A 17,888-nucleotide genomic window follows, 5' to 3' on the forward strand; every position below is an offset into this window, starting at 1 on the left:
CCCGGCGTGCGCGATATGCGGCGAAATCCGGGAGAACTGTTGCGCGCACCGCGCCGGACACGCCAGACTGACCCCGGTTCTTCGGATTTCCCCTCAGGAGTCGTTATGGCGCGGCAGGTAATCACCACCCTCATCGACGACCTCGACGGAAAGCCGGCCGACCGTACGGTCGAGTTCAGTCTCGACGGCACGGCGTACACCATCGATCTGTCCGAGGCCAATGCCGGCAAGCTGCGCAAGGCCCTGGATCCGTTCATCAATGCGGGTACGCGAATCGGCCGTTCCGGATCGGGGCGCGGCACTGCTCGTCCGGCGCCTGCGCGCACGGCGGGAAGCCGCGATGAGAACAGGCTCATCCGGGAGTGGGCGGCCCGCAACGGCCACCAGATCTCCGAACGGGGCCGCATCCCGGCGAGTGTCAGCAGCGCGTACCGGGCGGCACACGGACGCTGAGCAAGTGATTCCCCATCGGCCGGCCGCGCGGCCGACCGGTGGGGAATCGTCTGTGCGGCGAGCCTGCGGTGCGTTATCGGGCGCGGTCGCCGGAAGGGCTATTGCCGGCGTGCCGCGGACCCGGCGCAAAGCCCTCGCCCCGCCAAGGAAACCGGCGGCCCGGGTCCTACGCAGAAAGTCCTGTACTCGTAAGATTTCCGGCCCTTTCGGCCCCGCGCTTCACGATGCCCGCAGCCGCTGCAGCATCGGCGCCACCGTTTCCAGCACCTTCTCGTCGCCGGCGTACCAGCTCGAGGCCCGCGGCCAATGCGACAGCACGTCGGTGAATCCGAGCTCCCGTGCACGGCCCACCGCGTCCTCGAAGGCATCCGGACTGCTCAGTGAGTACACCGGCGAGGAGTCCAGGTTCAGAATGCGCCGCGGAACCGTACGGCCGCCCTTCTCCAGCGCCGCCTCGAAGCGGGCGCTCACCTCGCGTACGGAATGCCACCACGCGGCCGCGTCGTCCAGTCCCTGCCCGCCCGTGGTGACCCAGCCGTCGCCGTGCCGGGCGGCCAGCGCCAGCGCGCGGGGCCCGTTCGCCGCCACGAGCAGCGGGGGCCGGGGCCGCTGGACCGGGCCGGGCAGCGTCCGCGCGTCCACCGCCCGGTAGTGGTGGCCCTCGTACGAGACGTGGTCCTCCCGCAGCAGCCGGGCGAGCAGCTCGAGGAACTCCGCGAAACGGTCGACGCGCTGCCGGGGCGTCAACGCCGGCCCGCCGAGCACGTCCGCGTCGAAGCCTGTGCCGCCGGCGCCCACCCCGAGCAGCAGGCGGCCGTCGGAAATGTCGTCCACGGCGGTCAGCTCGCGGGCGAAGTGCACGGGATGGCGGAAGTTCGGCGACGCCACGAACGTACCGAGGCCGATGCGGCTGGTGACCGTCGCCGCGGCGGTCAGGGTCGGCACGGCGTCGAACCACGGCCCGTCGACGAGGTCGCGCCAGCCGAGGTGGTCGTACGTCCAGGCGTGGTCGAAGCCGTACTCCTCCGCGCGGCGCCACCGGTGCCGGGTCACGGACCAGCGGTCGTCGGGAAGGATCACGATGCCGATGCGCATCGGGGGACCGTACCGCAGCGTGTGTGGGCGGCCGTCAGGCCGTGCGCAGGCCGTTGCTGTCGGCGTCGGCGTCGGCCGCCGCCGCGGTGTCGAAGGCCACGAGGGCCCGGACGAGCTCGGTGCGCCGGGCCGGGTTCATCCGCTCGAGCACCTCGGCCAGCGCGGCCTGCCGGCGCTCGCGCAGCTCCTGCAGCAGCCGGCCGGCGGCGGGGGTGGGCAGCAGCCGCACCTCGCGCCGGTCCCGCGGGTCGGGCACCCGGCGGAGCAGGCCGGTCGCCTCCAGCCGGTCGCACAGGCGGCTCGCCGACGACGGCACCACCTGCAGCGCCTCCGCCAGGCGGCTCATGTTCGTGTGCTCGTTGCGGCTGATGATCGTCAGCACCCGCAGCTGGGCCGGCGGCACGGCCGGCGACTGGGCCAGCCGGGCGCTCTCGAAGATGCCCAGCAACGACTCCACCGTCGACTCCACCGCCGCCGCGACGTCCGTGACGCGCTCCATGCCGGTCCTCTGTACGCAGAAACGTTCAGTGCGTTGCGAGCCGTACCCGTTCGGCGGTGATGTGAAGCCTCATCGCCGCCAATCGAGGCAGACGGTGACGGCGTCGTCGGCCGGGTCCGTTCCCGCGTGGTAGTCGCGCAGGCCGCGCATCACCGTGCCCACTGCCTCGGTTGCGGGCTGCAGCCGCGTCCGGCGCAAGGCGGTCAGCATAGCCGACTCCCCGTACGGGGCCCGTCCGCCCGGCGTGGCGGCGTGCACGCCGTCGCTGACCACGAGCAGCCGGTCGCCGGGCTCGAGCAGGAAACGCTGGGTCTCGTAGCGGCTGTCGCTGAACATGCCCAGCGGCAGCTGCTGCTCGAGGCTGACCGGGTGGAACTCGCGCTCCCGGGCGATCACCGCGCGGGGCGAACCGGCGTCGACCGCCTCGACGTGGCCGCCGACGAGGTCGATCTCCAGCAGCAGGGTGGCGGCGTGCGCGGCGCCGCCGTAGCGGGCGTACAGCGCGTCGGAGGCCAGCTCGGCCTGCTCGACGATGTTGGCGCCGGCCCGGCGGGCGTTGCGCATGGCGTTCACCGCGACCGTGGTGAGCACCGCCGCCTCGAGGCCGTCGCCGTACCCGTTGAGCACCGTGACGGTGAGCCGGTCGCCGTCGAGCACCCAGTCGAAGTGGTCGCCGAAGACCGCGTACGCCGGCTCGAGCTGACCGGCCACGAGGAACCGCTCGTCGCCGAGGGAGCGGCCGGGCAGCAGCTCCCACTGCAGCTCGGCGGCCATGGTGAGGCGCTGCAGCCGGGTGGCCTGCCGGTACCGGTCGGTCACCGTGCCGGCGGCCCGCAACGCCACGGCGAGCTCGTCGGCGACGGTGGTGAGCTGCTCGGTGAGGCCCCCGCCGGCAGGCAGCGTGGTGTGCACGGACAGCACGCCGAGCCGCTCGCCCCAGACGCTCAGCGGCAGGTACGCGTACCGGCTGCCGGACGCGTCCCCGACCACCGGGCGCTGGCTGCCGAAGCACCGGGCGGCGAGCGCGTCGCCGGCCGGGCCGGCCGGCTGCAGCAGCGGGCGCAGGCCGGTGAGGGTGAGGTCGCCGAGCAGCACCTCGACCCGGCCGGCGCCGTGGTGCCGGCGCAGGTGCTCGGCTGCCACCTCGGGCAGCCGGTCGGGCGGCGCCGCACGCAGCAGCGCTCCCACAGGTGTCGGACGGTCGGACACGACGCCCCTCCGGGGAAACGACGATATTTGCAGTAGAGCAAGAATGATAGGAAACGGGCACGACGGCCCCACGCCGGGCCGAACGGCCACGGCGTCGCGGGGGCGGGAGGGGGGCTACGGGGCCGCGGCGAAGGACTTCTCGAAGTGGATCAGGCTGCCCCGGCGCGGGGTGGACTGCATCCGGACGTTGTCGCTCAGCGCCTTGATCAGAAAGAGGCCGCGGCCCCGGTCGCTGACCGTGTCGGGCTCGGCCACCGTGGTGGCGTCGAAGCCGGAGCCGTTGTCGGCGACGTCGATCGCGCAGCGGTCCTCGGCCACGTCGAGGCGGACCTCGATGGTGTCGGCCCCGGCGGCGTGCTTGACGACGTTGGCGCACGCCTCGCTCAGCGCGATCTCCAGATCCTCGCCCGACTCCCGGTCGACGTGCAGCACCGCGAGCGCGCACCGCAGCAACCGCCGCACGGCGGGCACACTGTCGGCCTCGCGGGGCAGGTTCAGGTGGAGCGAGATACGCATGGGGCTCGGACCTCCTCCGCCGCTCGCCCGTCGTCCGGTGCCGTGCCCCGAATGTTCCCCGGTGAGGGGCCCGGCTAACCGCGAGTGTGAAAGGCGTCGCCCGGACGAGGTCCGGGACCGGCCGGCCGAACTTCCTGTTATCGCAGGCCGTTCGGGCGGTCTCCCTTCCCGTGGTCGGCAAAATCGCTGCCGCGCGCGATGATCGACGTTCCACGGAGAGGTCTGCGAAACAGTGATGGCTCAACCGGACACCGCGACGGTGGTGGCGGCGCGCGCCGGCGACCCGGCCGCGGTCGACCGCCTCGTCGCGGGGTACCTCCCGCTCGTCTACACGATCGTGGGCCGGGCCCTGGACGGTCACGCCGACGTCGACGACGTCGTGCAGGACACGATGCTGCGGGTGCTGCGCAACCTGGGCGACCTGCGCGACCCGGAGGCGTTCCGGTCCTGGCTCGTGGCGATCACCGTGCGTCAGGTCCGCGAGCGCTACCGGGTGCGCCGCGCCGCGCCGGACGCGCTGCTGCCCGACGACGTCCGCGACCCGGGCGCCGACTTCACCGACCTGGCCATCACCCGGCTGGAGCTGGCCGGCCAGCGGCGGGAGACCGCCGAGGCGACCCGCTGGCTGGACGAGGACAACCGCGAGCTGCTGTCGCTGTGGTGGCTGGAGGCCTCCGGGGAGCTCACCCGCGACGAGATCGTCGACGCGATCGAGGTGACCCGCCAGCACGCGGCCGTCCGCATCCAGCGGATGAAGGGCCAGCTCGAGACCGCCCGCGTGGTGGTCCGGGCGCTGGCCGCGACCCCGCCCTGCCCGGAGCTCGCGGTGGTCACCGCCGGCTGGGACGGGCGCCCGGGCGCGCTGTGGCGTAAGCGCATCGCCCGGCACACCCGTGACTGCCGGCAGTGCTCGCCGGCCTGGTCAGGGCTGGTGGCGGCGGAGAAGCTGCTGGTCGGCATGGCACTGGTCCCGCTGCCGCACACGCTCGGCGGCGGCCTGGCCGGGCTCGGCGGCGCGGCCGGTGCGCACACCGCGGCCGGCGGGGCGCACGCCGGCGCGCACGTGGCGGCCGGCTCCGGCAAGGCGCTGGCGACGAAGCTCGCGGTCAAGGGCACGGTCGGCATCGGCCGCCGGGTGCTCACCGCGGTGCTGGCCACCGGGACCGTGGCCGGTGGGGGCGCGGCCGTGGCCGTCTACGCCACCGACGACAAGCCCGTGGCCAGCGCGGCGATCGTCTCCACGACCGCACCGGCGCCGCGGCTGACGCTGCCCGCCTCCGCCGGGCCGGCGCCCAGCGCGACATCCGCGTCGCCCAAGCCGTCTCCGACGAAGAAGAAGACCAAGGCGCCGGTTCCCGTACCGCCGACGGGCACGAGCGCGAAGAAGGGCGTCGGCACCTGGCAGTTCGCCGGCATCAAGGGCGCGCTGGCCGACGTCGGCGCGGGCTGGTACTACAACTGGTCGCCGGACGACGACACCATGCCGGGGCCCGCCGGTGTCGAGTTCGTGCCGATGGTGTGGGGCAAGGCGAACGTCACCGACGCCACCCTGGCCAAGGTCAAGCGCGAGGGCGACGTGCTGCTCGGCTTCAACGAGCCGGACATGGCCGGGCAGGCGAACATGAGCGTCGAGGACGCCCTCGCCGCGTGGCCCCGGCTGCAGGCGACCGGGATGCGGCTGGGCAGCCCGGCTGTGGCGTACGGCGCCGACACCCCGGGCGGCTGGCTTGACCGGTTCATGAAGGGCGCCAAGGCCAAGAACCTGCGGGTCGACTTCATCACGCTGCACTGGTACGGCTCCGACTTCAGCTCCGCCGCGGCCGGGCAGTTCCTCGGTTACGTCGACGCGGTGCACAGGAAGTACGGCCTGCCGATCTGGGTCACCGAGTACGGCCTGATCAACTTCTCCGGCAGCCCGAAGTACCCGGCCGCCGCCCAGGAGGTGGCGTTCATCAAGGCCAGCACCAAGGGCATGGAGTCCCGGTCGTACGTCGAGCGGTACGCCTGGTTCGGCCTGCCCGCCGTCGGCGACAGCGTGGACTTCGGCCTCTACCGGGACGCGAGCACCCCGACCGAGGCGGGTAAGGCGTACCGAGCCGCGGGATAGGGTCGGACCATGATTCGGTTCGGGTACAAGGCATCGGCGGAGCAGTTCGCGCCGCGCGAGCTGCTGCGCTACGGCATCGAGGCCGAGCGCAACGGCTTCGACTCCGTGTTCGTCAGCGACCACCTGCAGCCGTGGCGGCACGACGGCGGGCACGCCCCCGCGGCGCTGCCCTGGCTCGGCGCACTGGCCACCAGCACGGAGCGCGTGCTGATCGGCACCAGCGTGCTGACCCCGACGTTCCGCTACCACCCCGCCGTGATCGCGCAGGCCTTCGCCACCCTGGGCTGCCTGGCGCCGGGCCGGGTGATCCTCGGCGTCGGGTCGGGGGAGTCGCTCAACGAGGTGCCGCTGGGCCTGACCTGGCCCGACGGCAAGGAGCGGTTCGCCCGGCTCAAGGAGGCCGTGGCGCTGATCCGGCAGCTCTGGACCGAGGACCGGGTGACGTACGAGGGCACGTACTACCGCACCGAGCTCGCGACGATCTACGACAAGCCCGAGCAGCCGGTGCCCATCTACATCGGCGCCTCCGGCCCGGCCGCCACCCGGCTCGCCGGGCGGGTCGCGGACGGCTTCATCACCACCAGCGGCAAGGGTCACGAGCTCTACACCGACACGCTGCTGCCGGCGGTGCGCGAGGGCGCGGGCAAGGCGGGCCGCTCGCTCGACGACCTGGACCTGATGATCGAGGTGAAGGTGTCGTTCGACCCGGACCTCGAGAAGGCGCGCAACGACACCCATTACTGGGGCGCGCTGGCGCTGTCGCCGGAGGAGAAGACCGGCGTCGAGGACCCGATCGAGATGCAGCGCCGGGCCGATGCGCTGCCGGTCGACCGGACCGTGACCCGCTGGATCGTCTCGGCGGACCCCGATGAGCACGCCGCCAAGGTCGCCGAGTACCTCGACATGGGCTTCAAGCACCTGGTGTTCCACGCGCCGGGCCCGGACCAGGACAGGTTCCTGCGCGTGTACGGCGAGGAGATCCTGCCCCGGCTGCGCGAGCGCGCTCAGCGGTAGTTCTCGCCCGGCACGGCTCCGTAGCGCGGTGGTTCGTCGCGGCCCTCGCCCCGGATCACGCGCAGGTGGGAGCGGCCCCGGACCCGAGGGGGCGGCGGCACCGCGTGGCTGCGGGAGTGCCGTCCGGTGACCGTCGCCTCGGGTGCGGGCGCCCGGCGCGCCGGAGGAACGGGGACGCGACGCCAGCGCCGGGCGTATTCGGTGACGATGGTCCGCAGGATCCGCCACGCGGCGGGCCACGGCCGGCGCGGCCGGTCGCCGTGGATGCGGGGGTAACCCACCGTCGCGACCTCGACGACGCGCAGGCCGCGGGTGGCCATCCGGACGGTGATCAGCGTCTCGATCTCCGGGCCGTCGCCCCAGGCACGGCGCCCCCGCTTGAGCCCGGGCACGTCCGGGCCGGGCAGCTCCAGCACCGGCAGCAGCTCGCGCCAGTACGCGTTGTAGCCGCAGCTGAGATCGGTGAACCGGGTGCGGAACAGCAGGTTGACGACGCGGCTCAGCACGGCGTGCCCGAGCCGCTCGCCGGGCAGCGCGTCCCGGTGGTCGCCGCCGTAGCGGAAGCGCGAGCCGTGGGCCGCTTCGGCGCCGGACAGCAGCGCGTCGACGAAGCGCGGGATCTCGCCGGGGTCCGCGGAGCCGTCGGCGTTGACGGTCACCACGATGTCGCCGGACGCGGCGGCGAAACCGCAGGCGAGCGCGTTGCCCTTGCCCGAGCGGGTCTGCCGGACGACGACCGCGTCGGGGCGTACCTCGCGGGCCACGGCCACGGTGTCGTCGTCGGAGCGGCCGTCCACGACGACGACCTCGTCGACCAGCGGGGGCAGGTTCTCGAGCACGAGGGGGAGGTTGTCCTCCTCGTTCAGGGCGGGAATGACGACGGTCACGGTTGGTGACAACGCGGCGTGGGACGGCGTCGCGCGTCGCGGCGAGGGAGGCATGGCGGTGGCTCCTCGGCGGCGGCCTTGCAGGGGCGGGATGGTCGGGACCGCCAACAACTTACCGAGGAACTACGGTGCGTCAACTCCGCAGGTGCGAACCACTCGGGACGGTGAACCGGTTCAGCCGTGCGGACGATCCACTACGGACCGTCACTTGTCCGGCGGGCGGCCGGGGTGCCGCAGTAGGGTTCCTGGTGGGATTCGCCCGTGGAGAGGAACCCTCGTGAAACTGGGTCTGCACATCGCCGACTTCACCTGGCCCGGGGGCGCGCCGCGGCTGGGGCCGCAGCTCGCCGAGGTCGCCGCCGCGGCCGACGAGGCCGGCTTCGACCGGATCAGCGTCATGGACCACCTGTGGCAGATCGGCGTCCTGGGTCCCCCGGAGCACGAGATGCTCGAGGCGTACACGGTGCTGGGTTTCCTGGCGGCGCACACCCGGCGGGCCAAGCTGCACACGCTGGTGACCGGCGTGACGTACCGCGATCCCGGGCTGCTGGCCAAGGCGGTGACCACCCTCGACGTGCTCTCCGGCGGCCGGGCGATGCTCGGCATCGGCGCGGCGTGGAACGCCGAGGAGTCGGAGGGCCTGGGCCTGTTCTTCCCGCCGACCGCCGAGCGGTTCGAGCGGCTGGAGGAGACGCTGCAGATCTGCCTGCGGATGTTCCGCGGCGAGGAGGAGGCGTACGAGGGCAGGCACTATCGCCTGGGCCGCCTGCTCAACTCCCCGCAGCCGCTCTCCCGGCCGCATCCGCCGATCCTCATCGGCGGCGGGGGCGAGAAGAAGACCCTGCGCCTGGTCGCCAGGTACGCCGACGCGTGCAACCTCTTCGCCGGTCCCGAGATCGAGCGCAAGCTCGAGGTGCTGCGGCAGCACTGCGAGACCGAGGGGCGCGACTACGACGACATCGAGAAGACCGCGCTGGTGCAGCTGGACCCGGGGGAGAAGGGCGAGAAGGTGGACGAGATCATCGCCACCCTGACCCACCTCGCCGGCCTGGGCGTCACCGTCGGCCACGGCATGGTCGCCGGCGTGCAGGACCTCGGGAAGATCGAGACGCTGCGTACGCAGGTCATGCCGGCGGTCGAGGCGCTGTGACGATCGAGGCGGTCGTCTTCGACCTGGACGGCGTCATCATCGACACCGAGGAGGTCTGGGAGGAGGTCCGGCGCGGCTACGTCGCCGAGCACGGCCGGGAGTTCCTGCCGGACAGCCAGACCCGGATGATGGGAATGAGCACCGGCGAGTGGTCCCGGCACCTGAGCGAGGACGTCGGCGTGCCGCGCGATCCCGAGCAGGTGGCGTCCGACGTGCTGGGCCGGATGGCGCAGCGCTACCGGGAGGCGCTTCCACTCATCCCCGGCTCGGTGGCGGCGGTGCGCCGGCTGGCCGGCCGGTTCCCGCTGGCCCTCGCGAGCTCCTCGGCCCGGCTGCTGATCGACCAGGTGCTGGAGACCGCCGGGCTCACGGACGCTTTCCGGGTCACGCTGTCCACCGAGGAGGTTCCGCGCGGCAAGCCGGCGCCGGATGTCTATCTGGCCGCTGTCGAGCGCCTGGGCCTCGCGCCGGAGATGTGCGCCGCGGTCGAGGACTCCAGCAACGGCCTGCGCGCGGCGGGCGCCGCGGGGCTCGCGGTCATCGCGGTGCCCCACGGCGTCTACCCGCCCGCCGAGGACGCGCTGGCCCTCGCGAGCCTGGTGGTCCACGACCTGGGCGAGCTCACCCCCGAGGCGGTCGAGAAGCTGCGCTGACCCCGGCCGGGCCGGCGTAGGAGGGCAGGTCGATCCCGGCGCTGCGCTCGCCCGCGATCCGCATGGTGAGGCGCATGAACCACGCCTGGTTCGGCAGCCAGTTGCGCATGCGGATGCCGCGGGCGGTGCGCGGCGCCAGGAACCGCCCGGTGGAGTCGCCGCCCTTCTGCGCCCGGCGGGCGAAGCCGCCGATCAGGGCCTCGTAGCGGCCGAACGCCACGGTGTGGTCGCCGCCGGCCGCGGCCAGTTCGCCGGCCAGGGCGTACGCGGCCACCAGCGCGGTGCCGTTGCCCATCCCGCCGATCGTGGCGCCGCACGCCGCGTCGCCCACCAGCGCGATCCTCCCGCGCGACCACGGGCGTACGTCCACCCGGCAGATCGCGTCGAAGTAGAGGTCGTCCGCGGCGTCGAGGGCGTCGAGCATGCGCGGCACCTCCCAGCCCAGCCCGGCGAAGCGCTCGCGCAAGATCCGCTTCTGCGCGGCGAGGTCGTGCCGGTCGTACGAGATCTCCGCCGGCGACGAGAAGGCGACGAACGCGCCGGCCCGGGCGGGGTCCCGGTGGTCGCCGCCGATGGCCGCCAGCCGCCCCGGCACGTTGTAGTTCAGCGAGTCGCGGCCCAGGCCCAGGTGGTTGGGCATGTCCCAGCCGGCCACGTAGTAGCCGAGGTGGCGCACGTGGTCGCGCTCCGGCCCGAAGGCCAGCCGCCGCACCGTGGAGTGCACCCCGTCGGCGCCGATGACCAGGTCGAACGTGCGACGCGTGCCGCTGCGGAAGGTCACGTCGACGCCCGCGGGAGTCTCTGCGAGCGCGGTGATCGTGTCCCCGAAGATCCACTCGGTGCGGTCGCCGCTCGCCTCGCCCAGGATGCGCGACAGGTCGCCGCGCAGCACCTCCAGCTCGCCGCCCGCGAAGTCCGACGGCATCTCCATCAGGCACCGGCCGCTCTCGTCGACGAAGCGCATGGCGGTTCCCCCGGTCTGCACTTCCCGCAGCCGGTCGAGCACGCCCATCCGTTCGAGCAGCCCGAGATGCACGTGCCCGCGGTAGTCGACGGCGTTGCCTCCGGTGCGCAGTGCGGGCGCGATCTCGACGACGGTGGGCCGGAAGCCGTGGTGCGCGAGCCAGTAGGCGAGCGCGGGCCCGGCGATGCTCGCGCCGGAGATGAGAACGGTCGTGGCCATGACGGCCCCCAAACTGTGTCCGTAGGAATCAGTTATTTCTGTGTACGGTAGAGACAGTTCTGGGCCGGGCGCAAGGGGAGGTCGGATGTCGGTCGAATTCCTGTGGGGTGGCCGGGCGCGGCCGACCCGCGGACCGAAGCCGGCCCTGACGCTGGAGGGCATCGCCGACGCCGGCATCGCGGTGGCCGACGCCGAGGGGCTCGCCGCCGTGTCCATGCAGCGGGTGGCCGCCGACCTCGGCTACACGAAGATGTCGCTGTACCGGTACGTGCCGGGCAAGGCGGAGCTGGTCGCGGTCATGGTGGAACGGGCCATCGGCGAGCCGCCCACGCTCTCGGCGTCCGGCTGGCGTGCCGCCCTCGAGGAGTGGTCCCGGCTGCTGCTCGGCCGCTACCTCGCGCACCCGTGGTCGATCGAGGCCACGGTGGGGCGGCGGCCGCTGGGGCCGTACGAGATGGGCTGGATGGAAGTCGCTCTGGCCCGCATCGACGGGCTGCCGCTCAGCGGCGCCGAACGGCTGGACACCATCGCGGTGCTCGCCGGGCACGGCCGGATGCTCGCGCAGCAGGCCGCCGCCCGGCTCGGCGAGGCGGAGATGAGCACGGCGATCGCCGCGGTGCTGCGGGAGCACGGTGAGCGCTTCCCGCAGCTGACCGCGGCACTGGCCGGTGCCGCCCAGGGAGGCGGGGACCAGGCCTTCGAGTACGGCCTGGCCCGCATCCTGGACGGCGTCGGGGCGCTGGTCAGGAGCCGCAGCTGAGAACCGCGTCCGCCCAGTCGGCGTGGTCGAAGTTCTTGCCGTCCCCGCCGTCGGTGGCGCGCAGGGTCAGGACCCGTACGCCGGTGAGGTCCGCCGTGAGCGGCGCGGCCGGGTCGGCGCTGCGCCGCACGCCGCTGGACGCCAGCGGGCGCCCGTCGTCGCCGAGCACCTGGAAGTCCACCGAGCCCGACTGTGTCACCTCGTCGTCGATGCCGACGACCGCCGAGAAGCGGGTGCAGGCGCCCCCGGTCCAGATCGTCACCTCGCCCGGGGCGTGCATCCCCAGGCCCTTCGGGTAGACGGTGCCGCGGATGGTGAGCGGCTTCCCGTCGCCGGCCGCGTCCTCGCCGTTGGACCGGTCGCGCTCGACCGGGCCGTACCCGTTGCTCTCGGACAGGAACGGCAGGTCGCTGACCGCGGGGTCCCCGCTCGGGTTCGGCGGCGGCACCAGCGCGCGGACCGCCTCCTCGACGTGGACCGGGCGCTTGCCCGGCGCATCGGGGGAGCCGGGATCGCCGGTGAAGGTGAACTCCGCCGCGACCGGCAGGTCTGCCCGGCCGTCCGGCACGTCGGCGCCGGCGTGGAACGTCCACGTGCCGCGCAGCGAGTCACCGCCGCGCATGCGTTCGCCGGTCACCGCCGGGCCGCTGACCGTCCAGCCCTGCGGCGCGCGCGGTGCCAGCCGTACCCCGGTGATCGGACCGCCGGCGGGCAGCGTGAAGACGGCCTTGACCGTCACCGACTCTCCCGGGTGGACGTCCGCCGTGGACGGATCGAGGGTCAGCGTGGTGGCCGGCACGTGCCGGATCGGCTCGTCGCAGGTCGCCGAGCCGGTGTACGCGCACAGCACCGTCACGAACCCGCCGTTCGCCGGCTCGGGAACGGCCAGGGTGTCCCCGCGCCGGACGATCCGGCTCTCCCGGACCAGCCCGTGGTCGCCGTCGCGCAGCGTCTCGGCGAGGTAGCGGCCGCCGGCCAGGAAGTCGAGCGGGGCGGACACGGTGTGGGCGGGGATCGCCGAGATGCCGCCGACGAACCAGCGGTCGCCGTGGCGCCGGGCGACGACGGTCTCGCGACCGGGTGCGCCGGCCAGCAGCCGGGTCTCGTCCCACGTCGTCGGCAGCTGACTGAGCGTGCGCAGCGCCTCCGGGTGCGCCTCGTACGTCTCGGGCTTGTCGGCGAGGTGGTTCCATCCGGACTCGTACACCAGCGCGAGCGCGACCTCGTGCGCGTCGGTGGTGTCGCGGTCGGTCACCGCCCAGGTCACCGGCGTGTAGTCCATCCCGCCGACCACGTTGCGGGTGTACGGGAACATGGTGTTCGTCGCCGCCCGGGTGCGGAACTGCTCGGCGCCGCGGATCGCCTCCAGGGTCATCACGTGCGGCCACGTGCGCTGGATGCCGCGCGGGACCGTGGCGCCGTGAAAGTTGATCATCAGGTGCTGCGCCGCGGTGGCAGCGAGGATGTCGTCGTACCACCGGAAGCGGGCCTGGCTGTCCGAGTCCATGAAGTCGACCTTGATCCCGGCGACGCCCCACGCACGGAACTGCGGCAGCTTCGCGTCGCGTTCCTGCTGGGTGTCGAGGCTCGTCCAGTGCAGCCAGAGCAGCACGTCGACGCCGCGCGCCCGGGCGTAGCGGGTCACCTCGGGCACCCAGTCGGCGCTCCAGCCCTCGTCGATGAGCACGTACGGCCATCCGTTGCGCGCGGCGAAGTCGATGTACTGCTTCTGGCGTACGGGATCCGACGGGCTGCTGTGCTCCGACAGCCAGGACCAGGCGACCGTGCCGGGGCGCACCCAGGAGGTGTCGGTGAGCTTCGACGGCGGGGCCAGGTCGTCGACGAGCATCGAACCGGTGACCGTGGCGAGGTCGCCGACGACCGCGACCCGCCAGGGCGTCGCCAGCCGGTCGGCGGCGACGATGCCCGGATCGGCCAGCTTGATCCGGTACGCCCCGGAGCCGGCGTCATGGGTGAGCCGGGCGCCGTCGTAGCGGCCGTCCACATCGGACTCGGTGAGCAGCGCGTATGTGCCGGTGCCCACCTGGAACAGCGACGGGAAGCCGTAGTCGCCGGCGGCGGCCGACCCCGCGGTGGTTTCTGTGCGGATTCCCTCGTAGTTCGGCGAGTACGGCAGCAGCCACGCGGGCGCGTCGGCCGGCAGGGTCCACGACGACGCCTCGCCGGTGACCTCGCCACCGGACGGCAGCACGTACCGGTACGCGGCGCCCTCGGCGGAGACCCGGACGACCACGTCGAGCCGGGCCCCGCCCGTGCCGGTGAACGAGAAGGTCGACTCGGCGAGGGTGACGTCGCGTTTCAGCTGCTTGCCGGTGGTGCGGGTGTAGCGCTCGTGCACCGTGCGGCTGCTGGTGGAGGTGAAGGACAGGCCGGCGCTGAGGTCGGCGGCGGCGGTGGTGATGCCGATCGGGGCCGGGGCGAGCACGGCGCCGCCGCCGCGGTCGACCCCGAAGCTCAGCCGGCCGGCGTCGTCGAGGCCGAGCCGGGCGGCGACGGCGCCGCCCGGCCCGGTCACGGTCCAGTTCGTCGCGGCCTGTGCCGGTGAGGGCACGGCCAGGGGAGTGGCGGTTAGCACAAGACCGAACACAAAGGACAACGTCCGCATAGGTTCGGACTATAGATGAACACCTATCCGTTGGGCAGCTGGTGCCGCGACCGGGATTCCGCGGTCACGCCGTTTCTCGTGTGCGGCGCGGCGGAGGACGGCTGCAGCGCGGCGCGTCCGGTGACCGGCAGGGTGAGCGAGCTCCGCGCGAGATCCACCTCGACGGTGGCGCCGGTGTTCGGCGCCTCGGTGAACTCCGGATCGCTCTGGGTCAGGATCAGCCCGAGCGTGTGCCCGGCCGGCACGGTGACGTCGTACGCGTTCACCGGCACCGTGATCGAGTACCACCGGTCCGGCCGCAGCGGCGTGGTGAAGCGCAGCGACACGTGATGGGCGGCGTCCTGCCAGCCGCGGGTCAGCACCGCGTGGTCCGTGGTCGCCACCCGCTCCGCGACGTCGAAGTAGCAGGCGTCGTCCGCGGCCGTCGACTCGCCCCAGCACGACTCGGTGTCCAGCGTCCGTACGCCCTCACCCCGGTCGTACTGCACGCGCGTGGCCGTGCCGTAGTCCACGAGGCGGGCCGTGAGCTGCGTGGTCGGCCGGTCCACGCGGACGCGCAGCCGTACCGACGGGGAGCCCGAGATGCGCAGCGGCGCGGTCAGTGGCCCGTACCGCAGCGCCAGCCGTCCCGGCACGTCGGCGGCCGGATCGGCGACCGCCTCGTCCTCGGGGAGCGAGACGTCGGTGTACGAGGCGGTCCCGGAGCCGAGCCGTACGGTCACCGGGCGGGTGCCGGGCAGCGGCCAGTCGCGGGCCTCGGTGAAGGTGCCCGGAGCCGTCTCGACCGTCGCGCGGGGTTCCCGGTCGACGCCGTTGCGCAGGCCCTGCAGCCAGCGGTCGAACCAGCGGTGCAGGGTGTCGACCCAGGCGCCGCGCCGCACGTCGAACGGGTCCACGTGCCCGGTCTGATGCAGCCAGATCTTGCGGGGCACGCCCGCGTCGGCGAGCTGGTCCCACCACCGCGCGAACTGGGTGGTCGTGACGTTCAGGTCGTTGACGCCGTGCACCACGAACACGCTCGCGTGCACCCTCGACGCCGACGGACGGTAGTCGCGGGCGCGCCAGAACGCGTTGTAGTCACCGGTGGCGTCCGCGCTGTCGCGTGCCAGCGACCCGGTCACCGCGGCGCACTGCGCGATCCGGTCGCTCACCACCGCCTGCAGGTAGTTCGGGTAGCCGGACGCGCGCAGGCTGCCGTTGTAGCGCATGTAGTCGTACCAGCTGGAGATCGCCGAGATGGGCACGATCGTCTCCAGCCCCCGTACGCCCGTCGCGGCCACGCCGTTGGCGATCGACCCGTCCCAGGACTTGCCGATCATGCCGACCTTGCCGGTGGTCCACGCCGCCGCCGACACCGGGGAGCCGTCCGCGGCGAAGCCCGGGGCCCGGCCGTTCAGCCAGTCGACGACCGCCTTCGCGCCGGCCACCTCGTGCGGGCCGCCGACGTCCTCGCAGCCGGTGGAGCGGTTCGTGCCGGTGAGGTCGACCGCGGCGAAGGCGTACCCGCGGGGCACGAAGTAGTTGTCGTAGAAGAGCGGCTCCTTGGTGATGACGCCGTTCTCGTCGTACTCCTTGAGCTCGCTCTCGTTGCCCCGCCCGCAGCACGCGTAGTAGGGCGAGGCGTCCATGATCACCGGGACCTTGACGCCCGGCCCGGTGCGGGGGCGCACGAGGTCGACGGCCACGCGGTCGGGCACGCCGTCCTCGTCCGCGTCGTCCGGGGTCTGCACCCAGACGCTCTCGCGGACGGCGTCGGCGTAGTCGTAGACGGGCACGGTCTCGCTGCCGCGGACGTACGGCCGCCCGCCCGGCGAGGCGTGCGCCGGCGACGGAGCCGCGACCATCGCGACGAGACAGGCGAGGAGAACGCGAGGTAGGGCACGGGGCATGAGGGTCCTTCCGCCGGTGGTTCAGGCATCCATGCCATTCGATCGCGGGGTACGGCGCGGCGGAAGGTGCGCCGCCGATTTACCTGCCGGAAACAGACAGGTGTGAAAGATCTTCGGCTCGGGTAAGCGCCGATCGACTGCACAGGAGGTGCCATGGGCGTGTTGCTGGCCGCTGAAGGGCCCGGGGTCCGGCTCGATCTCGACGTGTTCGACTACCTCATCCTCGTCATCTACTTCGCGACCGTCCTGGGCATCGGCTTCGCCGCCCGACGGGCCATCAGCACCAGCGCGGACTTCTTCCTCTCCGGCCGGTCGATGCCCGCCTGGGTCACCGGGCTCGCCTTCGTCTCCGCCAACCTGGGCGCGCTGGAGATCATCGGCATGGCCGCGAACGGCGCCCAGTACGGCCTGATGACCCTGCACTACTACTGGATCGGCGCCGTACCGGCGATGGTCTTCCTCGGCATCGTGATGATGCCCTTCTACTACGGCTCGAAGGTGCGCAGCGTCCCGGAGTTCCTGCGGCTGCGCTTCAACCGCCCCACGCACCTGCTCAACGCGTCGATCTTCGCCATCGCGCAGGTGCTCATCGCCGGCGTCAACCTGTACGCCCTGGCCCTCATCCTCGACGCGCTGCTCGGCTGGCCGCTGTGGGCCTCCATCGTCATCGGCGCCGCGATCGTGCTCACGTACATCACGATCGGCGGGCTGTCCTCGGCCATCTACAACGAGGTACTGCAGTTCTTCGTGATCATCGCGGGTCTGCTGCCGATCACCATCGTCGGCCTCGTCAAGGTCGGCGGCATCAACGGCCTGTTCGACGCCGTCCGCGACAGCAAGCTCGGCGACGCGGCGCTGCACACCTGGCAGGGCACGGCCGGCTCGGACAACCCGCTCGGCGCGAACTGGATCGGCATCGTCTTCGGCCTCGGCTTCGTGCTCTCGTTCGGCTACTGGACCACGAACTTCGCCGAGGTGCAGCGGGCGCTGTCGGCCAAGGACATGAGCGCGGCCCGGCGTACGCCCATCATCGGCGCGTTCCCGAAGCTGATCATCCCGATCATCACGGTCATCCCCGGCCTGATCGCCATCGTCACGGTCAAGGGCCTGGGCGCCAAGACGGGCGACCTGCAGTACAACAACTCGATCCCGCTGCTGATGCGCGACCTGCTGCCCAACGGCGTGCTCGGCGTCGCGGTGACCGGCCTGGTCGCCTCGTTCATGGCCGGCATGGCCGCCAACGTCAGCGGCTTCAACACCGTCTTCACGTACGACCTGTGGCAGTCGTACGTGCGCAAGGGCCGCTCCGACGACTACTACCTGCGGGTCGGCCGGATCGCCACCGTCGCCGGCATCGTCATCAGCATCGGCACCGCGTTCATCGCGGCCGGCTACGACAACATCATGAACTACATCCAGGCGCTGTTCTCCCTGATCAACGCCCCGCTGTTCGCGACGTTCATCGTCGGCATGTTCTGGAAGCGGATGTCGGCCTGGGCCGGCTTCTGGTCCCTGCTGCTCGGCACGCTGTCGTCGCTCACCCTCTACCTGCTCTACCTGGCCGACATGGTGAAGTTCAACTCCGACCTCGAGGAGAGCTTCTGGGGCGCGGGCCTCGCGTTCGTCACCGCCGTCGTGGTCGCGGTGATCGTCACGCTGGTCACCCACCCCAAGCCGGAGAACGACCTGCGCGGGCTGGTCTACGGCCTCGCCGGCACCTCCACCTCGGGTGACGCGGTCCTGGCCGCCGACAAGGTCTGGTGGCGCAACCCGGTGCTGCTCGGCGGCATCGCCGTCGTGCTGGCCTTCTTGCTGTACATCCCGGTCTGGTGACCGGCGGACGGGAG

Annotated in this window: 15 protein-coding genes; 7 read left to right on the forward strand and 8 right to left on the reverse strand. The window is 72.6% G+C overall.

Translation table 11 applies throughout. From position 1 onward, the window contains the following. The first annotated feature begins 105 nt into the window (after positions 1-105). The gene (locus COUCH_RS12325) at positions 106-453 is read left to right on the forward strand and encodes a histone-like nucleoid-structuring protein Lsr2 (RefSeq protein ID WP_199513700.1); all 348 of its coding nucleotides are present in this window, start codon (positions 106-108) and stop codon (positions 451-453) included. A 219-nt stretch (positions 454-672) separates the two neighbouring features. Here the strand turns inward: COUCH_RS12325 and COUCH_RS12330 are convergent, their stop codons facing one another. The 4 genes from COUCH_RS12330 to COUCH_RS12345 form a co-directional block, all read right to left on the reverse strand. After that, positions 673-1,548, reverse strand: coding sequence for an LLM class flavin-dependent oxidoreductase (locus COUCH_RS12330; protein ID WP_249612218.1), 876 nt, complete (start codon positions 1,546-1,548; stop codon positions 673-675). Between the two features lie 34 nt (positions 1,549-1,582). Next, positions 1,583-2,047, reverse strand: a complete 465-nt coding sequence (locus COUCH_RS12335; protein WP_249612219.1) for a MarR family transcriptional regulator — start codon at positions 2,045-2,047, stop codon at positions 1,583-1,585. Positions 2,048-2,116: 69 nt separating this feature from the next. Next, the gene (locus COUCH_RS12340; protein ID WP_249612220.1) at positions 2,117-3,256 is read right to left on the reverse strand and encodes a PP2C family protein-serine/threonine phosphatase; all 1,140 of its coding nucleotides are present in this window, start codon (positions 3,254-3,256) and stop codon (positions 2,117-2,119) included. Between the two features lie 114 nt (positions 3,257-3,370). Then, entirely contained in the window at positions 3,371-3,772 is a 402-nt protein-coding gene (locus COUCH_RS12345; RefSeq protein ID WP_249612221.1) for an ATP-binding protein, read from the reverse strand. A gap of 235 nt (positions 3,773-4,007) precedes the next feature. Between COUCH_RS12345 and COUCH_RS12350 the strand changes: the two genes are divergently transcribed. Continuing rightward, on the forward strand, positions 4,008-5,879 hold the full coding sequence (locus COUCH_RS12350; RefSeq protein WP_346015980.1) for a sigma-70 family RNA polymerase sigma factor: 1,872 nt from the start codon (positions 4,008-4,010) through the stop codon (positions 5,877-5,879). Between the two features lie 9 nt (positions 5,880-5,888). Beyond that, positions 5,889-6,893 carry a glucose-6-phosphate dehydrogenase (coenzyme-F420) gene (gene fgd / locus COUCH_RS12355; protein WP_249612223.1) on the forward strand — a complete coding sequence of 335 codons (1,005 nt, stop codon included), beginning with the start codon at positions 5,889-5,891 and terminating at the stop codon, positions 6,891-6,893. Here the strand turns inward: fgd and COUCH_RS12360 are convergent. Then, the gene (locus COUCH_RS12360; RefSeq protein WP_249612224.1) at positions 6,884-7,780 is read right to left on the reverse strand and encodes a glycosyltransferase family 2 protein; all 897 of its coding nucleotides are present in this window, start codon (positions 7,778-7,780) and stop codon (positions 6,884-6,886) included. The two genes, fgd and COUCH_RS12360, sit on opposite strands and share 10 nt — an antisense overlap. A 277-nt stretch (positions 7,781-8,057) precedes the next feature. Between COUCH_RS12360 and COUCH_RS12365 the strand changes: the two genes are divergently transcribed. Then, a complete protein-coding gene (locus tag COUCH_RS12365) occupies positions 8,058-8,930 on the forward strand; it encodes an LLM class F420-dependent oxidoreductase (protein ID WP_249612225.1) in 873 nt (290 codons plus the stop codon). Continuing rightward, positions 8,927-9,583: an HAD family hydrolase gene (locus COUCH_RS12370; protein WP_249612226.1), complete on the forward strand. Its 657-nt coding sequence runs from the start codon at positions 8,927-8,929 to the stop codon at positions 9,581-9,583. Before COUCH_RS12365 ends, COUCH_RS12370 begins: the two co-directional genes overlap by 4 nt. Here the strand turns inward: COUCH_RS12370 and COUCH_RS12375 are convergent. Then, positions 9,552-10,766, reverse strand: coding sequence for an FAD-dependent monooxygenase (locus COUCH_RS12375; RefSeq protein ID WP_249612227.1), 1,215 nt, complete (start codon positions 10,764-10,766; stop codon positions 9,552-9,554). The two genes, COUCH_RS12370 and COUCH_RS12375, sit on opposite strands and share 32 nt — an antisense overlap. A gap of 85 nt (positions 10,767-10,851) precedes the next feature. On the opposite strand from COUCH_RS12375, the gene COUCH_RS12380 reads away from it, so the two are divergent. Then, positions 10,852-11,526, forward strand: a complete 675-nt coding sequence (locus tag COUCH_RS12380) for a TetR/AcrR family transcriptional regulator (RefSeq protein WP_249612228.1) — start codon at positions 10,852-10,854, stop codon at positions 11,524-11,526. Here COUCH_RS12380 and COUCH_RS12385 read toward each other — a convergent pair. Next, complete coding sequence (locus tag COUCH_RS12385) at positions 11,510-14,098, reverse strand: glycoside hydrolase family 97 catalytic domain-containing protein (RefSeq protein WP_249612229.1); 2,589 nt, start codon at positions 14,096-14,098, stop codon at positions 11,510-11,512. The genes COUCH_RS12380 and COUCH_RS12385 overlap by 17 nt on opposite strands. 77 nt (positions 14,099-14,175) lie before the next feature. Then, entirely contained in the window at positions 14,176-16,041 is a 1,866-nt protein-coding gene (locus COUCH_RS12390; protein WP_249612230.1) for a Xaa-Pro dipeptidyl-peptidase, read from the reverse strand. A 153-nt stretch (positions 16,042-16,194) separates the two neighbouring features. On the opposite strand from COUCH_RS12390, the gene COUCH_RS12395 reads away from it, so the two are divergent. Next, positions 16,195-17,874: a sodium:solute symporter family protein gene (locus tag COUCH_RS12395; protein ID WP_249612231.1), complete on the forward strand. Its 1,680-nt coding sequence runs from the start codon at positions 16,195-16,197 to the stop codon at positions 17,872-17,874. Positions 17,875-17,888: the final 14 nt, after the last annotated feature.

Source organism: Couchioplanes caeruleus, from assembly GCF_023499255.1.
GTDB lineage: Bacteria > Actinomycetota > Actinomycetes > Mycobacteriales > Micromonosporaceae > Actinoplanes > Actinoplanes caeruleus_A.